Annotated in this window: 20 protein-coding genes; 12 read left to right on the plus strand and 8 right to left on the minus strand. The window is 59.2% G+C overall.

The annotated features are described in order from the left end of the window. Positions 1-34 precede the first annotated feature (34 nt). The 4 genes from MKS11_RS09000 to MKS11_RS09015 all read left to right on the plus strand — a co-directional run bounded on the left by MKS11_RS09000 (position 35) and on the right by MKS11_RS09015 (position 5,258). Entirely contained in the window at positions 35-853 is an 819-nt protein-coding gene (locus tag MKS11_RS09000; RefSeq protein ID WP_087771475.1) for a sugar phosphate isomerase/epimerase, read from the plus strand. 10 nt (positions 854-863) lie between these two features. Then, a complete protein-coding gene (locus tag MKS11_RS09005; protein ID WP_017898923.1) occupies positions 864-2,225 on the plus strand; it encodes an aromatic acid/H+ symport family MFS transporter in 1,362 nt (453 codons plus the stop codon). Positions 2,226-2,556: 331 nt separating this feature from the next. Further along, positions 2,557-3,735: a Gfo/Idh/MocA family protein gene (locus MKS11_RS09010; protein WP_004204816.1), complete on the plus strand. Its 1,179-nt coding sequence runs from the start codon at positions 2,557-2,559 to the stop codon at positions 3,733-3,735. A gap of 158 nt (positions 3,736-3,893) precedes the next feature. Continuing rightward, the gene (locus tag MKS11_RS09015) at positions 3,894-5,258 is read left to right on the plus strand and encodes an MFS transporter (protein WP_004204817.1); all 1,365 of its coding nucleotides are present in this window, start codon (positions 3,894-3,896) and stop codon (positions 5,256-5,258) included. Between the two features lie 43 nt (positions 5,259-5,301). On the opposite strand, the gene MKS11_RS09020 is transcribed toward MKS11_RS09015, so the two are convergent. After that, the gene (locus tag MKS11_RS09020) at positions 5,302-5,793 is read right to left on the minus strand and encodes a YajQ family cyclic di-GMP-binding protein (protein ID WP_002891465.1); all 492 of its coding nucleotides are present in this window, start codon (positions 5,791-5,793) and stop codon (positions 5,302-5,304) included. Between the two features lie 218 nt (positions 5,794-6,011). Here MKS11_RS09020 and panE point away from each other — a divergent pair, with 218 nt between their 5' ends. The 3 genes from panE to MKS11_RS09035 are packed head-to-tail and all read left to right on the plus strand — an operon-like array spanning position 6,012 to position 8,007. Continuing rightward, on the plus strand, positions 6,012-6,923 hold the full coding sequence (gene panE, locus MKS11_RS09025) for a 2-dehydropantoate 2-reductase (protein ID WP_017898925.1): 912 nt from the start codon (positions 6,012-6,014) through the stop codon (positions 6,921-6,923). Continuing rightward, the gene (yajL, locus tag MKS11_RS09030) at positions 6,886-7,479 is read left to right on the plus strand and encodes a protein deglycase YajL (RefSeq protein WP_004204820.1); all 594 of its coding nucleotides are present in this window, start codon (positions 6,886-6,888) and stop codon (positions 7,477-7,479) included. Before panE ends, yajL begins: the two co-directional genes overlap by 38 nt. A gap of 51 nt (positions 7,480-7,530) precedes the next feature. Further along, positions 7,531-8,007 (plus strand): SRPBCC family protein, encoded by a 477-nt coding sequence (locus MKS11_RS09035; RefSeq protein WP_048323159.1) that lies wholly within the window; start codon positions 7,531-7,533, stop codon positions 8,005-8,007. Positions 8,008-8,073: 66 nt separating this feature from the next. On the opposite strand, the gene thiI is transcribed toward MKS11_RS09035, so the two are convergent. After that, positions 8,074-9,522: a tRNA uracil 4-sulfurtransferase ThiI gene (gene thiI / locus MKS11_RS09040; RefSeq protein ID WP_004204823.1), complete on the minus strand. Its 1,449-nt coding sequence runs from the start codon at positions 9,520-9,522 to the stop codon at positions 8,074-8,076. Positions 9,523-9,703: 181 nt separating this feature from the next. Here thiI and xseB point away from each other — a divergent pair, with 181 nt between their 5' ends. The 4 genes from xseB to MKS11_RS09060 are packed head-to-tail and all read left to right on the plus strand — an operon-like array spanning position 9,704 to position 13,762. Continuing rightward, the gene (gene xseB / locus MKS11_RS09045) at positions 9,704-9,946 is read left to right on the plus strand and encodes an exodeoxyribonuclease VII small subunit (RefSeq protein WP_004204824.1); all 243 of its coding nucleotides are present in this window, start codon (positions 9,704-9,706) and stop codon (positions 9,944-9,946) included. Then, positions 9,947-10,846, plus strand: a complete 900-nt coding sequence (gene ispA, locus MKS11_RS09050; RefSeq protein WP_004204826.1) for a (2E,6E)-farnesyl diphosphate synthase — start codon at positions 9,947-9,949, stop codon at positions 10,844-10,846. It begins immediately after the preceding gene. An 18-nt stretch (positions 10,847-10,864) separates the two neighbouring features. Next, positions 10,865-12,727 carry a 1-deoxy-D-xylulose-5-phosphate synthase gene (dxs, locus tag MKS11_RS09055; RefSeq protein WP_004204827.1) on the plus strand — a complete coding sequence of 621 codons (1,863 nt, stop codon included), beginning with the start codon at positions 10,865-10,867 and terminating at the stop codon, positions 12,725-12,727. Positions 12,728-12,787: 60 nt separating this feature from the next. After that, positions 12,788-13,762 carry an aldo/keto reductase gene (locus MKS11_RS09060; protein ID WP_048294247.1) on the plus strand — a complete coding sequence of 325 codons (975 nt, stop codon included), beginning with the start codon at positions 12,788-12,790 and terminating at the stop codon, positions 13,760-13,762. 45 nt (positions 13,763-13,807) lie between these two features. On the opposite strand, the gene pgpA is transcribed toward MKS11_RS09060, so the two are convergent. From pgpA to nrdR, 6 genes are all read right to left on the minus strand, one after another. Next, positions 13,808-14,311 (minus strand): phosphatidylglycerophosphatase A, encoded by a 504-nt coding sequence (gene pgpA, locus MKS11_RS09065; protein ID WP_004177266.1) that lies wholly within the window; start codon positions 14,309-14,311, stop codon positions 13,808-13,810. Continuing rightward, a complete protein-coding gene (gene thiL, locus MKS11_RS09070; protein ID WP_048323155.1) occupies positions 14,304-15,275 on the minus strand; it encodes a thiamine-phosphate kinase in 972 nt (323 codons plus the stop codon). Before thiL ends, pgpA begins: the two co-directional genes overlap by 8 nt. A 71-nt stretch (positions 15,276-15,346) precedes the next feature. Further along, positions 15,347-15,766 carry a transcription antitermination factor NusB gene (nusB, locus tag MKS11_RS09075; RefSeq protein WP_004204833.1) on the minus strand — a complete coding sequence of 140 codons (420 nt, stop codon included), beginning with the start codon at positions 15,764-15,766 and terminating at the stop codon, positions 15,347-15,349. Between the two features lie 19 nt (positions 15,767-15,785). Beyond that, the gene (gene ribE / locus MKS11_RS09080) at positions 15,786-16,256 is read right to left on the minus strand and encodes a 6,7-dimethyl-8-ribityllumazine synthase (RefSeq protein ID WP_001021161.1); all 471 of its coding nucleotides are present in this window, start codon (positions 16,254-16,256) and stop codon (positions 15,786-15,788) included. Positions 16,257-16,343: 87 nt separating this feature from the next. Beyond that, a complete protein-coding gene (ribD, locus tag MKS11_RS09085) occupies positions 16,344-17,447 on the minus strand; it encodes a bifunctional diaminohydroxyphosphoribosylaminopyrimidine deaminase/5-amino-6-(5-phosphoribosylamino)uracil reductase RibD (protein WP_004204834.1) in 1,104 nt (367 codons plus the stop codon). A 3-nt stretch (positions 17,448-17,450) separates the two neighbouring features. Next, a complete protein-coding gene (gene nrdR / locus MKS11_RS09090) occupies positions 17,451-17,900 on the minus strand; it encodes a transcriptional regulator NrdR (protein ID WP_002890417.1) in 450 nt (149 codons plus the stop codon). Between the two features lie 147 nt (positions 17,901-18,047). Here nrdR and MKS11_RS09095 point away from each other — a divergent pair, with 147 nt between their 5' ends. Continuing rightward, positions 18,048-18,587, plus strand: a complete 540-nt coding sequence (locus MKS11_RS09095; RefSeq protein ID WP_004204835.1) for a DUF3251 domain-containing protein — start codon at positions 18,048-18,050, stop codon at positions 18,585-18,587. Positions 18,588-18,768 lie beyond the last annotated feature (181 nt).

Genomic DNA, 18,768 nt, shown 5'->3' on the forward strand with positions numbered 1-18,768 from the left:
GCTAACTTCACCTGCAACTGTACCGGAGCCCTTTATGAACATGCGTACCCTATCGCTCGCCGCGCTGAGCCTGCTCGATGTCCCTCCCCCCGAACAGGTGCGGATAGCGGCCAGAACCGGTTTTACCCACGTGGGACTGCGGCTGCTGCCCGCCACACCCGCCGACCCGGACTACAACATGCTGGGCGATACCCCCGCCGTCCGCGCGACCCTGGCCGCGCTGATGGAAACCGGCATCCGCGTCTCGGACGTGGAGATCGTCCGCCTCAGCCCGGGGTTTACCCTCGACGATCGGCTGCAGCGCTTTATGGAGACCGCCGCGCGGCTTGGCGCCGGACAGGTGTTAGTCGCCGGGAATGACGACAACCTGCAGCGCAGCGCCGACAACCTGGCCACTCTCGCCGCAGCCGGTCGCTCATTTGGCCTGACCATGAACCTTGAGCCGATGCCCTGGACCCAGCTGCGCACGATCGCCGATGCGCAGGCGCTGATCGCCGCCAGCGGGCGGGAAGATATCGGCATCCTGGTGGACGCCCTTCATTTCTGGCGCGCGGGGGAATCGCTCGCCGCCCTCTCCAGCCTGCCCGCGCATCATCTGAACTATATGCAACTCTGCGATGGCGCGGCGCAGCGGCCGGAAAGCGAGCAGGAGCTCATCCGCCAGGCCCGCTCAGCGCGCAACGTGCCGGGGGAAGGCGGTCTGGATCTGCACGGTCTGATGGCGGCACTGCCGGCAACGCTACCGGTCTCCCTCGAAGTGCCGCTGGACAGTGAGCAGGGCGCCCTGCCGCCCCTCCAGCGGGCGCAATTACTGTTCAATGCCGCGCAGCCCTACCTGCGCTCCTGCGCATAAGGAATACGCTATGACACAGACTCAACGCCTGGATGTCAGAGAGTTAATTAACCGTAATCCTCTGAGCCGCTTTCAAAAGCAGATTATTTTTCTCGGCTTTTGCGTTATCGCTCTTGATGGGTTTGATATCGCGATCATGGGCTTTATCGCCCCGACGCTGAAGCTGGAGTGGGGGGTAAGCAACCACCAGTTGGGCCTGGTGATTAGCGCCGCGCTGATCGGCCTCGCGCTGGGCGCGATTTTCTCTGGCCCGCTCGCCGACTGGCTGGGACGCAAGAAGATCATCATCAACAGCGTCTTCTTCTTCGGCTTCTGGACCATCGCCACCGCCTTCTCGCACAACATTGAGCAGATGATGTTCTTCCGCTTTATGACCGGCCTCGGACTGGGCGCCGCGATGCCGAACATCGGGACGCTGGTGTCGGAATACGCTCCGGAACGCCAGCGCTCATTTATTATTACCGTCATCTTCTGCGGCTTCACCTTCGGCGCGGCGGCCGGAGGATTTACCGCGTCATGGCTGATCCCGCAGTTTGGCTGGCACTCGCTGATGGCGCTCGGCGGCATTCTGCCGCTGCTGTTTGCCCCCCTGCTTATCTGGCGGCTGCCGGAATCGGTTCGTTTTCTGGTGATAAAACAAGCGCCTGCGGCGCGCATTCGCGCCATCCTCAATCGTCTTTATCCCGGACAAATCAGCGACAACGTGACGTTTATCCTGCCGGCGCAGCCGGCGGCCGGGAATGCGATGCGCATTGTGCTCTCCCGCCAGTATGGCTTTGGCTCGCTGATGCTATGGCTGGTCTACTTTATGGGGCTGTTCCTCGTCTATATTCTCGGCAGCTGGCTGCCAACGCTGGTTAAGGAGGTCGGGCTTACCGTCAGCCAGGCGGCCGTCATGACGGCCATCTACCAGGCGGGAGGTACCCTCGGCTCGCTGTTTGCCGGCTGGCTGATGGACCGCATCAATCCCCATCGCGCGCTGGGGATGATCTACGCCGTCGGCGGCCTGTTTACCATGGCGATGGGCTACGCGGCGGGCAGCTTTGCCCTGCTCTGTATGCTGGCGTTTATCAGCGGCGCCTGCCTGAACGGCGCCAATACCGGCATGAACGCCCTCTCCGCCCGTTACTACCCCACGCAGGCGCGAGCGACGGGATCCAGCTGGATGCACGGCGTCGGGCGGATCGGCGCGATCCTCAGCGCCTTTGCTGGCGCTGAGATGATGGCGCTCAACCTGCCCTTCGAAAGCGTCTTTTTGATCCTCGGCATCCCGGCAGCCCTCACCGTCGCAGGCCTGGCGGCGAAGGGTATCTTTGCGGCCGGTAATCCTCCCGCCGCTTCGCCAGCCCCCGCATCTGTGCGCGGAGCGTAATGTCGTCGTCTTCCTCCGGTGCAATCTGCGGATTGCACCGCACGTTGAGGTTAAAAAGAAAATTTATTTCATCTTGCTCTGTAACGAAAAGCATTCCGCCACATTCCGGCCTGTACCCGTCGCCGTTGATTCCCCTCTCCTTTCCAACCCAGCGGAAAATAAACTTCTGCTTATTCGATCCCCTTCGCATATATGAAAAATAAATTCCACAATGCAATTGAAACAGAACAAATATTTCCTTAAGTTTAGGTCAGTCTATCCGGATGCGCGTTGCCGCAGGCGTCGGCATTGAGCGCCTCAGAGTGCGAATGATTTCAAAAAGGAGAGCACCATGTTAAACGGTCTGAAACCCTTATCCCGTTCCCTGCGTTGGGGCATGGTCGGCGGCGGGGGAACCAGCCAGATCGGCTACAGCCACCGCTGTGCGGCGCTGCGTGACAATGTTTACACCCTACTGGCCGGCGCGCTTGACGTCGATGCCGAGCGCGGGCGCGCGTTCGGTGAGCAGCTTGGCATCGCGCCGGAGCGCTGCTACGCCGACTACCAGACCCTGTTTCGTGAAGAGGCTCAGCGTCCTGACGGGATCGAGGTCGTCTCGGTCACCACCCCGAATAATACCCATTTCGCCATCACCAAAGCGGCGCTGGAAGCGGGCCTCCATGTCATCTGTGAAAAGCCCCTCTGTTTTACCGCCGAAGAGGCACGCGAACTGGTGGACCTGAGTAAAAAACAGAACAAAATCGTCGGCGTCACCTACGGCTATGCCGGCTATCAGATGATCCAGCAGGCGCGGCAGATGATTGCCGATGGGCTGCTCGGCGAGATCCGCATCGTCAATATGCAGTTCGCCCACGGCTTTCATAACCAGGCCGTGGAGCTGCAGGCAGAATCCACCCGCTGGCGCGTGACGCCGAAGTTCGCCGGGCCCAGCTATGTGCTGGGAGATTTGGCCACCCATCCGCTGTTTGTCGCCGAAACCATGGCGCCACAGCTCAATATCAAACGGCTGATGTGCTCCCGCCAGAGCTTTGTTCCCTCTCGCGCGCCGCTGGAAGATAACGCCTTTGTCCTGATGGAATATGACAACGGCGCGGTTGGCTCGATGTGGACCAGCGCGGTGAACAGCGGCGCCATGCACTCGCAAAAAGTACGCATCGTCGGCGAAAAAGCGAGTATCGAATGGTGGGATGAGCATCCTAACCAGCTCAGCTATGAGGTGCAGGGCGAGCCGGCGCGCATTCTGGAACGCGGGATGCCCTACCTGAGCGCAAACGCGCTGGCGGACGATCGCATCGGCGGCGGTCATCCGGAAGGGCTGTTTGAAGCCTGGGCCAACCTCTATCGCCGCTATGCGCAGGCGATTGACGCTACGGACCGTGACGATCGCGCCTTCCTGCAAGACTTCTGGTATCCGGACGTCGAAGCCGGTCTGCACGGCGTCTATTGGGTCGAGCAATGCGTCAAATCGGCTGATGCCGGCAGCCAGTGGGTTGACTTTACTTTACCTTAATTTTCCCCCTCGCCAGTGGAGTCCTCCTCCACTGGTTTATTGATTTTTACCAACTTGTCGCATCGCGCAACAGCCCCGTAATATCTGTTAAACAAACATTTATTTACGCTTCTTACCCCCGCCGCTACACTAGGCGCAGTTTTTATATTGAGGTGGTAATGAACGATAACAAAATGACGCCAGGGGAACTGCGCGCGACCTGGGGTTTGGGGACGGTATTCTCCCTGCGCATGCTTGGCATGTTTATGGTCCTGCCGGTTCTGACCACGTATGGCATGGCATTGCAGGGCGCCAGTGAAGCGCTGATTGGCCTGGCGATCGGCATCTACGGTCTGGCGCAGGCGGTGTTCCAGATCCCCTTTGGACTGTTATCTGACCGTATTGGCCGTAAGCCGTTGATCGTCGGCGGCCTGCTTATTTTCGTGCTCGGCAGCGTCATCGCCGCGCTCACCGACTCCATCTGGGGCATCATTCTTGGCCGCGCCCTTCAGGGCTCCGGCGCCATCGCCGCCGCGGTCATGGCCCTGCTCTCCGATCTCACCCGCGAACAGAACCGCACTAAAGCGATGGCGTTTATTGGCGTCAGCTTCGGCGTCACTTTCGCTATCGCCATGGTGCTGGGGCCGATTATTACCCATCAGCTGGGTCTGCACGCCCTGTTCTGGATGATCGCCATCCTGGCGACCGTCGGCATTCTGCTCACCCTGTGGGTGGTTCCCAACAGCCAGAACCACGTGCTTAACCGCGAATCCGGGATGGTGAAGGGCTGCTTTAGCAAGGTGCTGGCGGAGCCGCGCCTGTTGAAGCTCAACTTTGGCATCATGTGCCTGCACATCATGCTGATGTCCACTTTTGTCGCGCTGCCCGGACAGCTGGAGGCCGCCGGCTTCCCGGCCGCCGAGCACTGGAAGATTTACCTGGTCACCATGGTTATCTCCTTCATCTCGGTGGTGCCGTTTATCATCTACGCCGAAGTGAAGCGTAAGATGAAGCGCGTCTTTTTGCTCTGCGTCGCCATCCTGCTGATTGCGGAGATTGTCCTCTGGGGCGCCGGAGGCTACTTCTGGGAGCTGGTGGCGGGCGTTCAGCTCTTCTTCCTGGCGTTTAACCTGCTGGAAGCGCTGCTGCCGTCGTTGATTAGCAAAGAGTCGCCGGCGGGCTACAAAGGCACCGCGATGGGCGTTTACTCCACCAGCCAGTTCCTCGGGGTGGCGATTGGCGGCGCCCTTGGCGGTTGGGTCGATGGTTTCTTTGATTCGCAGACTGTGTTTCTGCTGGGCGCCCTGCTGGCGATGCTGTGGCTGCTGGTGGCCAGCACCATGAGCGAGCCGCCCTACGTCAGCAGCCTGCGGGTAGAGGTACCGGACGGCGTGGTGGTCGACAGCGCGCTGCAGGCGCGTCTGCTGAATGCCAGCGGGGTTCATCAGGCGCTGGTGGTGCCCGAGGAGCGTTCGGTGTATATCAAAATCGACAGCAAAGTCACCAACCGCTTCGAGATAGAGCAGCTCATCAAAGGGGTATAAAAAAAGCGGGGAATTCCCCGCTTTTTGCTGTCTGTCGGCCGCCTTAGTCGCGGAAGTTTTTGAACTGGAACGGTTGTCCCAGATCGCCACCGCGCACCAGCGCCATCACCGACTGCAGATCGTCGCGGGACTTACCGGTCACGCGGATCTCTTCGCCCTGAATCTGGGCCTGCACTTTCAGCTTGCTGTCTTTGATCAGTTTAACGATCTTCTTCTGCACCGCGCTTTCAATGCCCTGCTTCAGCTTCGCTTCAACAAACCAGGTTTTACCGCTGTGTACGATATCTTCCGGCACGTCGAGGGAGGTGCCTTCAATGCCGCGCTTGAGCAGCTTGGCGCGCAGGATATCCAGCAGCTGGTTCACCTGGAAGTCAGACTCGCTCAGTACTTTAATGGTCTTGTTGGCGTCGTTTAATTCAAACGTGGCTTCAACGCCACGAAAATCAAAACGCGACTCAACTTCGCGGCTCGCGTTGTCTACCGCGTTACGGGCTTCCTGAAGATCAACTTCAGAGACAATATCGAAAGATGGCATCTTTTCCTCTCCTTCCGTTTCTTTTGCGTTGCATAATACCTGCAACGCGGCATAACTCAACTTGTTATCCCGGAAGCTTAGCTGATTACGCAACGCTCGCGCTATTTTCCCCATGCTGCCCGACGACGCCGAAACTCCCTTTCCGTGCGACGATGCGAAAAGCGACGAGATAGACTTTAGTCATCAGCGCCTGGGGTAGCGGCAGATGAGGAGGAACAATGAAAGTAACCGTACTGGGATGCGGTGCACTGGGGCAACTATGGCTGACCGCGTTGTGCAAACAGGGACATGAAGTCCAGGGCTGGCTGCGCGTGCCGCAGCCATTCTGTAGCGTCAACGTCATTGAAACCGACGGCTCGGTGTTCAACGAGTCGCTGACGGCCAACGATCCCGATTTTCTTGCCAGCAGCGAGCTGCTGATTGTCACTTTAAAAGCCTGGCAGGTTTCAAACGCGGTGAAGCACCTGGCCGCGATCCTGCCGGACACCACGCCGATTGTGCTGGTGCATAACGGCATGGGAACCGTCGAGGAGCTGCGCAGCGTGAAACAGCCGTTGCTGCTGGCCTCCACCACCCAGGCGGCTCGCCGGGACGGGAATGTCATCATCCACGTCGCCCAGGGCACCACGCATATCGGGCCGGCGAAAAGCTACGAACAGGACTACAGCTACCTCGCTGAAGTGCTGCAGAACGTGCTGCCGGATGTCGCCTGGCACAACAATATTTTCTCGGCCACCTGGCGCAAACTCGCGGTTAACTGCGTGATTAACCCCCTGACCGCGATAAAAGGGTGTAAAAATGGCGATCTGCGCGACTATCCGCAGGAAGTTGCGGCCATTTGTCGCGAGGTGGCGGCAGTGATGGAGCGCGAAGGTATTCATACCTCGGCGGAAAACCTGCTATTTTATGTCGAACAGGTGATTGAAAGTACGGCAGAAAATATCTCATCCATGCTGCAGGACGTTCGCGCCCAGCGGCACACGGAGATCGACTATATCACCGGTTTTCTGCTCAACCGCGCCCGCGCCCACGGCGTTGCCGTACCGGAAAACGCCCGCTTATTTGAACTGGTCAAGCGTAAGGAGAATGAATATGAGCGCGTCGGCACTGATTTGCCTCGCCCCTGGTAGCGAAGAGACCGAAGCGGTCACCACTATCGACCTGCTGGTCCGCGGCGGGGTGAAGGTGACCACCGCCAGCGTCGCCAGCGACGGCGGCCTGACCATCGTCTGCTCGCGCGGCGTCAAGCTGCTGGCGGATGCTCCTCTGGTCGAGGTGGCCGATGGCGATTTCGATATTATCGTCCTCCCGGGCGGCCTCAAGGGAGCGGAGTGCTTTCGCGACAGCCCGCTGTTGGTGGAAACCGTCCGCCAGTTTCATCTCTCTGGGCGCATTGTGGCCGCTATCTGCGCCGCTCCGGCGACCGTGCTGGTACCTCATCATCTGTTCCCGATCGGCAACATGACCGGTTTTCCAGCGCTGAAGGCGCAGATCCCCGCCGATCAGTGGCAGGATAAGCGGGTGGTCTGGGATCCGCGGGTGAATCTGTTAACCAGCCAGGGTCCAGGGACATCGATTGATTTCGCCCTGAAAATGATCGATCTGCTGGTGGGGCGCGAGAAAGCGTATGAGGTCGCCTCACAGTTGGTGATGGCCGCCGGCATCTATAATTACTACGAAGCCTGATAGCCGGTCCGCGCCGCGGACTGGCTCCCCCTTTTCCTGAGGAGTCGTAGCATGTCCCGTAGCGCAACCGATTCTCGCGATCTTGTTATCAGCCGCCTGCTCAGCGCGCCCGCCGCAGCCCTGTGGCGCGCGTGGGCCGACCCGGCATTACTCCGAACCTGGTGGTGCCCGAAGCCCTGGCAAACCGAGGTTCTGACCTTTGATTTTCGCGCCGGCGGGGCCTTTCACACCGTGATGCACGGCCCTGACGGTGAACGCAGCGATAACCCCGGCTGTTTTCTTGAGGTTATCCCGCAACAAAAAATCGTCATGACCTCGATGCTGACGGCGGATTATCGCCCCGCCGTTTCCCCCTTCGCGATGACGGCCATCATCACTTTTGCCGATGAACAGGGCGGGTGTCGCTATACGGCTACGGTGCTGCATGCCGATGATGAAACCCGCGAGCAGCATGAGCAGATGGGATTTTTCGAGGGCTGGAATATTGTCATCGATCAACTCAATGACCTGGCGCTGACCCTGCGCTAATACACTCCCCTGCCAATAGTAAAAAGGCCTTCCATCAGGGAAGGCCTTTTGCATCATAACAACCTGTTACGGGCGATAAACTTTCACGTTGCTGAAGCCCTGCTCGCGCAAATAAAGCGCCTGCAGACGGCTCATCACTCCGCGTTCGCACCACAGCAGCCAGGTTTTACTCTGATCGAGATCGCCAAACTTGGTGCTCAGCTTGTAGAACGGCAGAGAAACAACTTCAACCCCCTCGACCTTAAGCGGCTTGTCTTCCTGCTCGTCGATGGAGCGAATGTCGAGGATCGCGTCGTTGGCACCAAAGCCGTTCACGGTTTCCACTTCCACCACCGTCTCTTCCGTCTGCTGGGCGATTTCGCGGATATCGATATTGCTCGCCTCTTCCACCACTTTATCGAGGATGCTGAAATCGAAGTGTTCTTCTTCCGCTTCAATCTTCGCCTTCACCGCCTTCACGGTCGGGCTCTTGGAGATCACGCCGCAGTACTCCGGCATCGTGCGGGCGAAATCTTCCGTACCGATCTCGCGGGCCAGGTCGATGATGTGCTCTTTATCATGCGAAATCAGCGGACGCAGGATCAGGGTATCGGAAACGTTGTCGATCAGGCGCAGGTTGGTGAGAGTCTGACTGGAGACCTGGCCCAGCGCTTCGCCGGTGACCAGCGCCTGCACGCCGTAGCGTTCCGCGACTTTTGACGCGGCGCGGACCATCATGCGCTTGAGCACCACGCCCATCTGGCCGTCATCCACTTTTTCAAGGATTTCGCCGACCACCGGCTCAAAGTTAATCGCCACAAAGCGAACGCGGTGAGAGCTGCCGAAGCGGTTCCACAGGTAATGCGCGACCTGGCGGACGCCAATCTCATGGGCGGCGCCGCCAAGGTTAAAGAAGCAGTAGTGCACGCGGCAGCCGCGGCGCATCAGCATGTAGCTGGAGACGCCGGAGTCAAAGCCGCCGGAAATCAGCGACAGCACATCTTCCTGCGTGCCGATCGGGAAACCGCCGATACCTTCATAGCGGCCTTTCACCAGCAGCAGGCGATCGTTTTCAATCTCAAGATTGACGGTAACGTCCGGGTCGGTCAGCTTCACGCGCGCCGTTTCAATATGCTGATTCAGGCCGCCGCCGACGTAGCGCTCCACCTCAATTGAGGTGAATTCATGTTTGCCGCGACGCTTCACCCGCACGCAGAAGGTTTTGCCTTCCAGCGCCTCGCGCCACAGCGGCAGCGTCTGCTCAAAAATATCGTGCAGCGAGGTGAACGGTACGTCTTCGACTTCCAGAATATGGTGGATGCCGGGAATACGGGTCAGCGCATCGCGAATAGCCGGGCGCTGATTTTCATCTTTCGCGCGAACTTCGATATGATCCCAATGGCGAACGACGGCCAGCGTCTCGTCATAGTTTTTGAGAACGTTACGAATGTTCCCGGTTAAGATTTTAATGAAGCGCAACCGCACAGATTGGCTTTTGATGGTGATTTCCGGGAACAATTTAATGATAAACTTCATGGCGACAATAGTTCGTTGGCAAGCCCGACGGGGCTTTAAGCAAAAGTTGTAAAGCAGCGCACACCGGTGCCTGCATCCTGGGCGCGGATTATATCACCATTGCGCGTTATTTGCTTACACGCGTGACTTCGTTACCATACCCGGTATTGCCGTCGCGAAATAACAAGAGTCTATATTCACTATGCCAAAGAAAAATGAGGCCCCGGCCAGCTTTGAAACTGCACTGGGCGAACTGGAGCAGATCGTAAACCGTCTGGAAAGCGGCGATTTGCCGTTAGAAGAAGCGCTCAGCGAATTTGAGCGCGGGGTCCAGCTGGCCCGCCAGGGGCAAAGCCAGCTGCAGCAGGCCGAACAGCGCGTGCAGATCCTGCTGGCGGATAGTGAAGATTCCCCGACCACGCCTTTTACGCCGGACGCTGAATAAATGGATTTCCCGCAACAATTGCAGGCCTGTGTGGAACAGGCTAACGAGGCGCTGCGCCGTTTTATCGCGCCGCAGCCCTTTCAGAACACTCCGCTGGTGGAAGCGATGCATTATGGCGCACTCTTAGGCGGTAAACGCCTGCGTCCCTTCCTTGTCTACGCTACCGGCGAGATGTTCGGCGTGAGCCGCACCACGCTGGATGCCCCTGCCGCCGCGGTCGAATGCATTCATGCTTATTCTCTGATGCATGATGATTTGCCGGCGATGGATGATGACGATCTGCGTCGCGGACTGCCGACCTGCCATATTAAATTTGGCGAAGCCAACGCAATTCTTGCGGGAGATGCCCTGCAAACGCTGGCGTTCTCTATACTCAGTGATGCGCCGATGACGGACGTCCCTGACCGGGATCGTCTGGCGATGGTTTCCGAACTGGCGCAGGCCAGCGGCGTGGCGGGCATGTGCGGCGGCCAGGCGCTGGATCTACAGGCGGAAGGACAGCAGGTGAATCTGCAGGCGCTGGAACGTATCCACCGCCACAAAACGGGCGCGCTAATCCGCGCCGCCGTCCGCATGGGGGCGCTGAGCGCCGGCGAGCGCGGGCGTGCCGCCCTGCCCGCGCTGGATCGCTATGCGGAAAATATCGGCCTGGCCTTCCAGGTCCAGGATGACATTCTCGACGTGGTAGGGGATACTGCGACTCTTGGCAAACGTCAGGGTGCCGACCAGCAATTGGGTAAAAGCACCTATCCCGCCCTCCTGGGTCTTGAGCAAGCCCGGAAGAAAGCGCACGACCTGATCGCTGATGCCCGCCGTTCGTTAGATGAACTGGCCGCACAATCTCTGGATACTTCGGCACTGGAAGCGCTCGCGAATTACATTATTCAGCGCGATAAATAAACAATAAATGAGTCTCTGATGAGTTTTGATATTGCCAAATACCCGACCCTGGCGCTGGTAGATTCCACCCAGGAGTTGCGCCTGTTGCCAAAAGAGAGCCTGCCGAAGCTGTGTGATGAGCTGCGGCGCTACCTGTTGGACAGCGTCAGCCGCTCCAGCGGTCACTTTGCCTCTGGCCTCGGCACGGTGGAACTGACCGTGGCGCTGCACTACGTCTATAACACGCCCTTCGATCGCCTGATCTGGGACGTCGGTCACCAGGCCTACCCGCATAAAATTCTGACCGGCCGCCGCGACAAAATCGGCACCATTCGCCAGAAAGGCGGCCTGCACCCCTTCCCGTGGCGCGGTGAAAGCGAGTACGACGTGCTGAGCGTCGGTCACTCCTCCACCTCCATTTCCGCTGGCATCGGGGTGGCTATCGCCGCCGCGAAAGAGGATAAACAGCGGCGCGCGGTGTGCGTGATTGGCGACGGGGCGATCACCGCCGGGATGGCGTTTGAAGCGATGAACCACGCCGGGGATATCAAACCCGACCTGCTGGTGGTGCTGAATGACAATGAAATGTCGATCTCCGAGAACGTCGGGGCGCTGAATAATCATCTGGCGCAGCTGCTCTCCGGTAAGCTCTACTCCACCCTGCGCGAAGGCGGCAAAAAGGTCTTTTCCGGCGTACCGCCGATTAAAGAACTGCTTAAGCGGACCGAAGAGCATATCAAAGGCATGGTGGTGCCTGGGACGCTGTTTGAAGAGCTGGGCTTTAACTACATCGGCCCGGTGGATGGCCACGATGTGCTCGGTCTGGTCAGCACCCTGAAGAACATGCGCGACCTGAAGGGCCCGCAGTTCCTGCATATTATGACCAAAAAAGGCCGCGGCTATGAGCCCGCCGAGAAAGACCCGATCACTTTCCACGCGGTGCCAAAGTTCGACCATACCAGCGGCGTACTGCCCAAAAGCAGCGGCGGTCTCCCTTCCTATTCGAAAATCTTCGGCGACTGGCTGTGCGAAACGGCGGCCAAAGACAGCAAGCTAATGGCCATCACCCCGGCGATGCGCGAAGGTTCAGGGATGGTGGAATTTTCGAAGAAATTCCCCGATCAGTACTTTGATGTCGCCATCGCCGAGCAGCATGCAGTCACCTTCGCCGCCGGACTGGCGATTGGCGACTACAAACCAGTGGTGGCCATCTACTCCACCTTCCTGCAGCGAGCCTACGATCAGGTGATCCACGATGTGGCTATTCAGAAGCTGCCGGTGCTGTTTGCCATCGACCGCGCCGGGATTGTCGGCGCAGACGGCCAGACGCATCAGGGGGCGTTCGATCTCTCCTTCCTGCGCTGTATTCCGGATATGGTGGTGATGACGCCGAGCGATGAAAATGAATGCCGCCAGATGCTGTACACCGGCTACCACTACAGCGACGGCCCCTGCGCGGTGCGCTATCCGCGCGGCAGCGGCACCGGCGCGACGCTGGAGCCGCTGGCATCGCTGCCGATCGGCAAAGGGGTAGTGAAACGCCAGGGCGAGAAGGTAGCGATCCTCAACTTCGGCACCCTGCTGCCGGAGGCCGCAGCGGTGGCGGACAAACTCAACGCCACCCTGGTGGACATGCGCTTTGTGAAGCCGCTGGATACCGCGCTGATCCTGCAGCTGGCAGGCGAGCACGACGTTCTGGTGACGCTGGAAGAGAACGCCATTATGGGCGGCGCCGGCAGCGGCGTGAATGAAGTGCTGATGGCCCATCGCCGGGCGGTACCGGTGCTCAATATTGGCCTGCCGGACGTCTTTATTCCGCAGGGCACTCAGGAAGAGATCCGCGCCGACCTCGGCCTCGATGCCGCCGGTATTGAAGCCAAAATCCTCGACTGGCTGGCATAATCGCCCCTCCCGCTCCTGCTATGCTTAAGGGATACCCTTGATGAATAGCAGGAGCGCACCATGCACTATATCCCCCTCGGCGATACTGCCTTACGTGTTTCCCGACTCTGCCTCGGCTGCATGACCTTCGGCGAGCCGGACCGCGGCAGACACGCCTGGACGCTTCCGGAAGAGAGCAGTCGCCCGCTCATCCAGCACGCCATTGAAGGCGGCATCAACTTCTTCGATACCGCAAACAGCTACTCCGACGGCAGTAGCGAAGAGATCGTCGGCCGCGCTCTGCGCGACTTTGCCCGCCGCGACGAGGTGGTTGTCGCCACCAAGGTCTATCACCAGGTCGGCGATCTGGCGGAAGGGCTTTCCCGGGAGCAGATCCTGCGCTCTATCGACGACAGCCTGCGCCGTCTCGGTATGGACTATGTCGACCTGTTGCAGATCCACCGCTGGGACTACAGCACCCCGATTGAAGAGACGCTCGAAGCGCTGGACGAGGTGGTGAAAGCCGGCAAAGCGCGCTATATCGGCGCCTCGTCCATGCATGCCCGGCAGTTTGCCCAGGCGCTGGCGCTTCAGCAGCAGAACGGCTGGGCGCGCTTCGTCACCATGCAGGATCACTACAACCTGATTTACCGGGAAGAAGAGAATGAGATGCTGCCCCTGTGCCAGCGTAACGGCGTGGCGGTGATCCCGTGGAGCCCGCTGGCGCGCGGCAGGCTGACCCGCCCATGGGGTGAGACCACCGCCCGGCTGGTCTCGGATGAGTTCGGCAAATCGCTTTACAGCACCAGCGAAGAGAACGACGCGCAGATCGCCGGGAATCTCGCGGACGTGGCGGAAGAGCTCGACGCCAGTCGCGCGCAGGTCGCCCTCGCCTGGCTGTTAAGCAAGCCCGGCGTCGCCGCGCCAATTATCGGTCCGTCGCGTCAGGAACAGCTCGATGACCTGTTGCAGGCGGTGGATTTGACGCTATCTCCGGAACAGATCGACAAACTGGAGGCGCCCTATCAGCCGCATCCGGTGGTGGGATTTAAGTGACGGGCGTGGTTTCCCCGACAGCATGGCGCTGCCGGGGAGAAGCGGTCAAAGCAGACCGATGGGCCAGTGATGGCCAATAACATACAGCACGCCGGCGGAGATCACGCCGGCGACGATATCGTCCACCATGATCCCCATTCCGCCGTGAATATTACGGTCAAACCAGCGAATCGGCCACGGTTTCCACATATCGAAGATACGGAAAATGACGAAGCCGGCGGCCACCCACTGCCAGTCCAGGGTCGGCAGCGCCATCAGGGTGATCCACATCCCGACGAACTCGTCCCAGACGATGCTGCCGTGGTCATGGGTGCCCATATCTTTGGCCGTGCGATGGCACAGATAGACCCCGATACAGATGCTCATCATCACCACCAGCGAGTAGAGCTGCCAGGGGAGAAAAGTCATCAGATACCAGAACGGGATCGCCGCCAGCGACCCCATCGTGCCCGGCACCACCGGGCTTAAGCCGCTGCCAAAACCGGTCGCCAGCAGATGCCATGGATTACGCATACTCAGGCGGCTAAGCGCCTCGTCTCGACTACGCAAAGTGATCGTATCCCTTTAAATCAAGCGTGACCGGCTTACCGTCGCGGATAAACTGCAGACCTTCGCTCTCCGGCGCAATCTGTCCGATACAGGTAAAACGCGCGCCAAGATGGCCAAGGGCCACGTCCAGCGCCCCACGGTTCAGTTCCGGTACGGTAAAGCACAGCTCGTAGTCTTCGCCACCGGCGAGCGCCCAGCGCAGCGCCTGCTCAGAATCAACCTGGCGTAGCATCGCGTCAGAGTACGGCATGGCATCAAGATCGATGCGCGCGCCACAGCCGCTGGCTTTGAGAATATGACCCAGATCGGAGATCAGGCCGTCGGAGAGATCGATCGCCGACGTCGCCAGGTCGCGCAGCGCCTGGCCCTGCAGCACGCGGGGCATCGGACGCAGGTGACGGGCCAGCAAATAGTCGGCGTCAGTCGGCGTATCCACCGTCAGCCGGTTCTGCAACAGCGCCAGGCCGGCGGCGCTGTCCCCCGGGGTACCGGTGACATAGATCCAGTCTCCCGGCTTCGCACCTGAACGTTTCATAGCGCGCCCAGGCGGCACAAAGCCGTGGATACCCAGAGTCATGGCGAGCGGGCCACGGGTGGTGTCGCCGCCAATCAGCTGCATATCGTAGTAGTCAAGCTGGACAAACAGGCTGTCGCTGAAGGCTTCCAGCCAGGCTTCATCCACCTCCGGCAAGGTCAGCGCCAGGGTGAGCCACGCCGGCTCCGCGCCCATCGCTGCGAGGTCGCTCAGGTTCACCGCCAGGGCTTTATAGGCGAGGTCGGCCGGGTCGATATCGGGTAAGAAGTGATTGCCCGCCACCAGAGTGTCGGTGCTGATTGCCAGCGTTTTTTTCTCGGGAATATTCAGGAGAGCGCAGTCGTCGCCGATACCGGTCTCGACATCAAGACGAGCGCTTTTAACGCGATCAAAATAACGGGCAATCAGGGAGAATTCGCCACATGCCATACGTTATGCCTCAGCAAAATAATAAATAAGGCCGGGTTGCGAGACGACCCTCGCAAAACCCGGCCTGCAGTTTACTTCTTGTGGGGACGAATTACCGGAGCCGCTTTGTCCAGCACACCGTTGACGAACTTGTGGCTATCTTCAGCGCCGAAGGTTTTCGCCAGTTCGATAGCTTCATTGATGGCCACTTTATACGGTACGTCATCGCGTTTGGACAGCTCAAACAGCGCGATACGCAGCACCGCTTTTTCCACCTGACCCAGCTCTTCCAGCTGACGGGACAGGTAGGGCTTCATCAGGCCGTCGAGGTACGCGCTGTTAGTCGCCACTCCGGACAGCAGTTCGCGGAAATACAGAACATCAACATCTTTTACGTCCTGTTCCGCCAGGAACTGGTATTCGACATCAGCGATGTCGTTCTGGGACAACTGCCAGGAGTAGAGCGCCTGAACGGCACACTCACGGGCGCGGCGACGAGCAGCAGGTTTCACGGAATTCCCCTTACAAAAATCAGGCCTTGATGGCTTTCAATACGTTAATCATTTCCAGCGCGGTCAGCGCAGCTTCTGCGCCTTTGTTACCGGCTTTGGTGCCAGCGCGCTCAATGGCTTGTTCAATACTTTCAGTGGTCAGAACACCAAAGGCTACCGGGATTTCGCTGTCCTGAGCGACGTGCGCCAGGCCATTGCTGGCACCGCCTGCCACATATTCAAAGTGGGCGGTACCGCCGCGAATCACCGTACCCAGCGCGATCACCGCGTCATATTTACCGGTTTTCGCCAGTGCGCCAGCCGCCAGCGGCAGCTCATACGCGCCTGGAACCCAAACAACGGTGATGTTTTCATCTTTTACCTGACCAATGCGTTTCAGGGCGTCAATCGCACCTTCCAGCAGGCTGTCATTGATAAAGTTGTTGAAACGCGCAATGGTGATGGCGACGCGAGCGTCCGGGGTAGCAACGTTAGCTTCAATAATGTTCATACTCTTCCTTCGGGTTCATGTGCCCCGCAAGGGGGGCGGATTTTATCATATTATTCTGAGCGCTGCTTCCTAATAATCAGGAAAGCCTCACGCAGTGGTTAAATGCAGGCAGACATCCGGGCCAACCTGACGTATCTCATTGAATTTAAAATGGGGCGCCTGGCTCAGTTCTTCAAGCCCCGGCAGCGCGCATAATCCACGCGCCGCATTGCCTAACAGTTTAGGCGCAATATAGACGATAAGCTCGTCGACCAGCCCCGCCTGCAGCAGCGCCCCGGCAAGCGTGGCCCCCGCCTCCACCCAGACGCTGTTGATCTGCTGTTTGCCAAGCAGCATCATCAGCAGCACCAGATCGAGATGGCCGTTATGTTCCGGAACCAGCAGCGTGCGCACGCTGTCCGGCCACTGGCGCTCATCGGCGCCCAGGCGGGCAAACAGCGTTTCCCCCGCCTGCTGCACAATACGATGCTCAGGCGTGACGCGGTTCTGACTGTCGATGACGACGCGCAGCGGCTGGCGCAAATTCTCTTGGGGATACAGCGCCTGGGTATCGGCGCTCAGCTCCTGCCAGCGCACGGTCAGCGCCGGATCGTCCGCCAGCACGGTGGCGCTGCTGGTCAGGATGGCATGGCTCTGTGCGCGCAGACGCTGCACGTCGCGTCGCGCCTGCGGGGAGGTGATCCACTGGCTTTCGCCGCTGGCCATCGCCGTGCGGCCGTCCAGCGAAGCACCCAGCTTGAGCTGCACCCAGGGAAAACCGGTGCGCATCCGCTTCAGGAAGCCCTTGTTCAGCGCTTCCGCCTCGTTCATCATCAGCCCGTGGCTGACTTCAATACCGGCCTGCTGCAGACGGTACAGGCCGCGCCCCGCCACCTGCGGGTTCGGATCCTGCATCGCGGCGACCACGCGGCTGATGCCGGCGGCAATCAGCGCATCGCAGCACGGCGGCGTACGGCCGTGGTGGCTGCAGGGCTCAAGGGTGACATAGGCGGTGGCGCCTCGCGCCTGTTCCCCCGCCATCCGCAGGGCGTGCACTTCGGCGTGCGGCTCGCCGGCGCGATAGTGGAACCCTTCGCCGACGATCTCGCCGTCTTTTACAATGACACAGCCAACGTTAGGGTTAGGATGGGTGGTAAAGCGACCGCGGGCGGCGAGCTTAAGCGCACGCGCCATGTACATTTCGTCCTGCATGGCTTAGTCCTGTAAGCGGGCGATCTCTTCGCCGAATTCTTTGATATCTTCGAAGCTGCGATAGACCGACGCGAAGCGAATATAGGCGACTTTATCCAGTTTTTTCAGCTGTTCCATCACCAGATTGCCGATCATTTTGCTGGCCACTTCGCGCTCGCCGGTTCCGCGCAGATGGGTTTTGATATGGTTGACCGCCATTTCGACGTCATCGGCGCTGACCGGACGTTTCTCCAGCGCTTTCAGCATCCCACTGCGCAGCTTGTCTTCGTTGAAGGGTTCACGCACATCGTTACTCTTCACCACCCGGGGCATCACCAGCTCCGCCACTTCGAAGGTGGTAAAGCGCTCATTACAGACCAGACACTGCCGACGGCGACGCACGGAAGAGCCTTCCCCCACCAGACGAGAGTCAATCACTTTGGTATCCACGGCGAAACAGAAAGGGCAATGCATAGCGCGTCCTGACAGGTAGTTAAACTGAAGGGTAGTTTACCGCGAAGTGACCTGACTACAAAGAAAGAGCTTTTGAGACAAAGGATCTATGGGAGAGACAGGCGGTTTGGCTACCATTAAGCATCCTCTGCAAACGGAATCCTGACCATGACAAGACGTTACCTGAAACTCGCCATCGCGGGCAGCCTGTTTACCCTTACCGCCTGCGCCCAGCAAAGCGAAATCCGCCAGATGCACCAGAGCGTGAGCACCCTGAGCCAGGAGATGACCCAGCTCAATCAGCAAACGATCAAAATTACCCAGCAAAACGCGCTGAACGCGAAATCTACCCGCGGCGTCTATTTGCTGCCGGAGGCGAAAACCCCGGCGCGGCTGGAGAGCCAGATCGGCACCCTGCGCATGTCGGTGGCGAGCATTACGCCGGATGGCGACGGGTCACGCCTGACGTTACGTATTCAGGGCGAATCCAACGATCCGCTGCCGGCCTTTACCGCCACCGTCGCCTCCGGACAGATCACCGGCACTACCCACAGCTACCAGGAAGTGAATGTTCAGGATCAGTTGATCAGCGCCCCGGCCAGCATCCTCGCCCCCAGCGATGTCAACATCCCGCTGCGCCTGAACGTAACGCCGGACAAAGTCGGTTTTATTCGCGTCCACGATATCCAGCCCGCCGCCGCACAGTAAGCCTTTGCGCCGGGCTTTCCCCTGCCCGGCGACATCCTGCCCCGTCATTCTTCTCCACTTACAACTTTTCACAAGAGTTCATTAGAAATCGTTCTGCATCGCGATTTTCAGTAGCATTTTGTCAAGAAATGCATAGAATCGTGAACGCAATCGATTACGCATGTTCTGGTTATGTGAAACA

This window comes from Klebsiella sp. K5-45 (assembly GCF_030128605.1).
Classification (GTDB): domain Bacteria; phylum Pseudomonadota; class Gammaproteobacteria; order Enterobacterales; family Enterobacteriaceae; genus Klebsiella; species Klebsiella quasipneumoniae.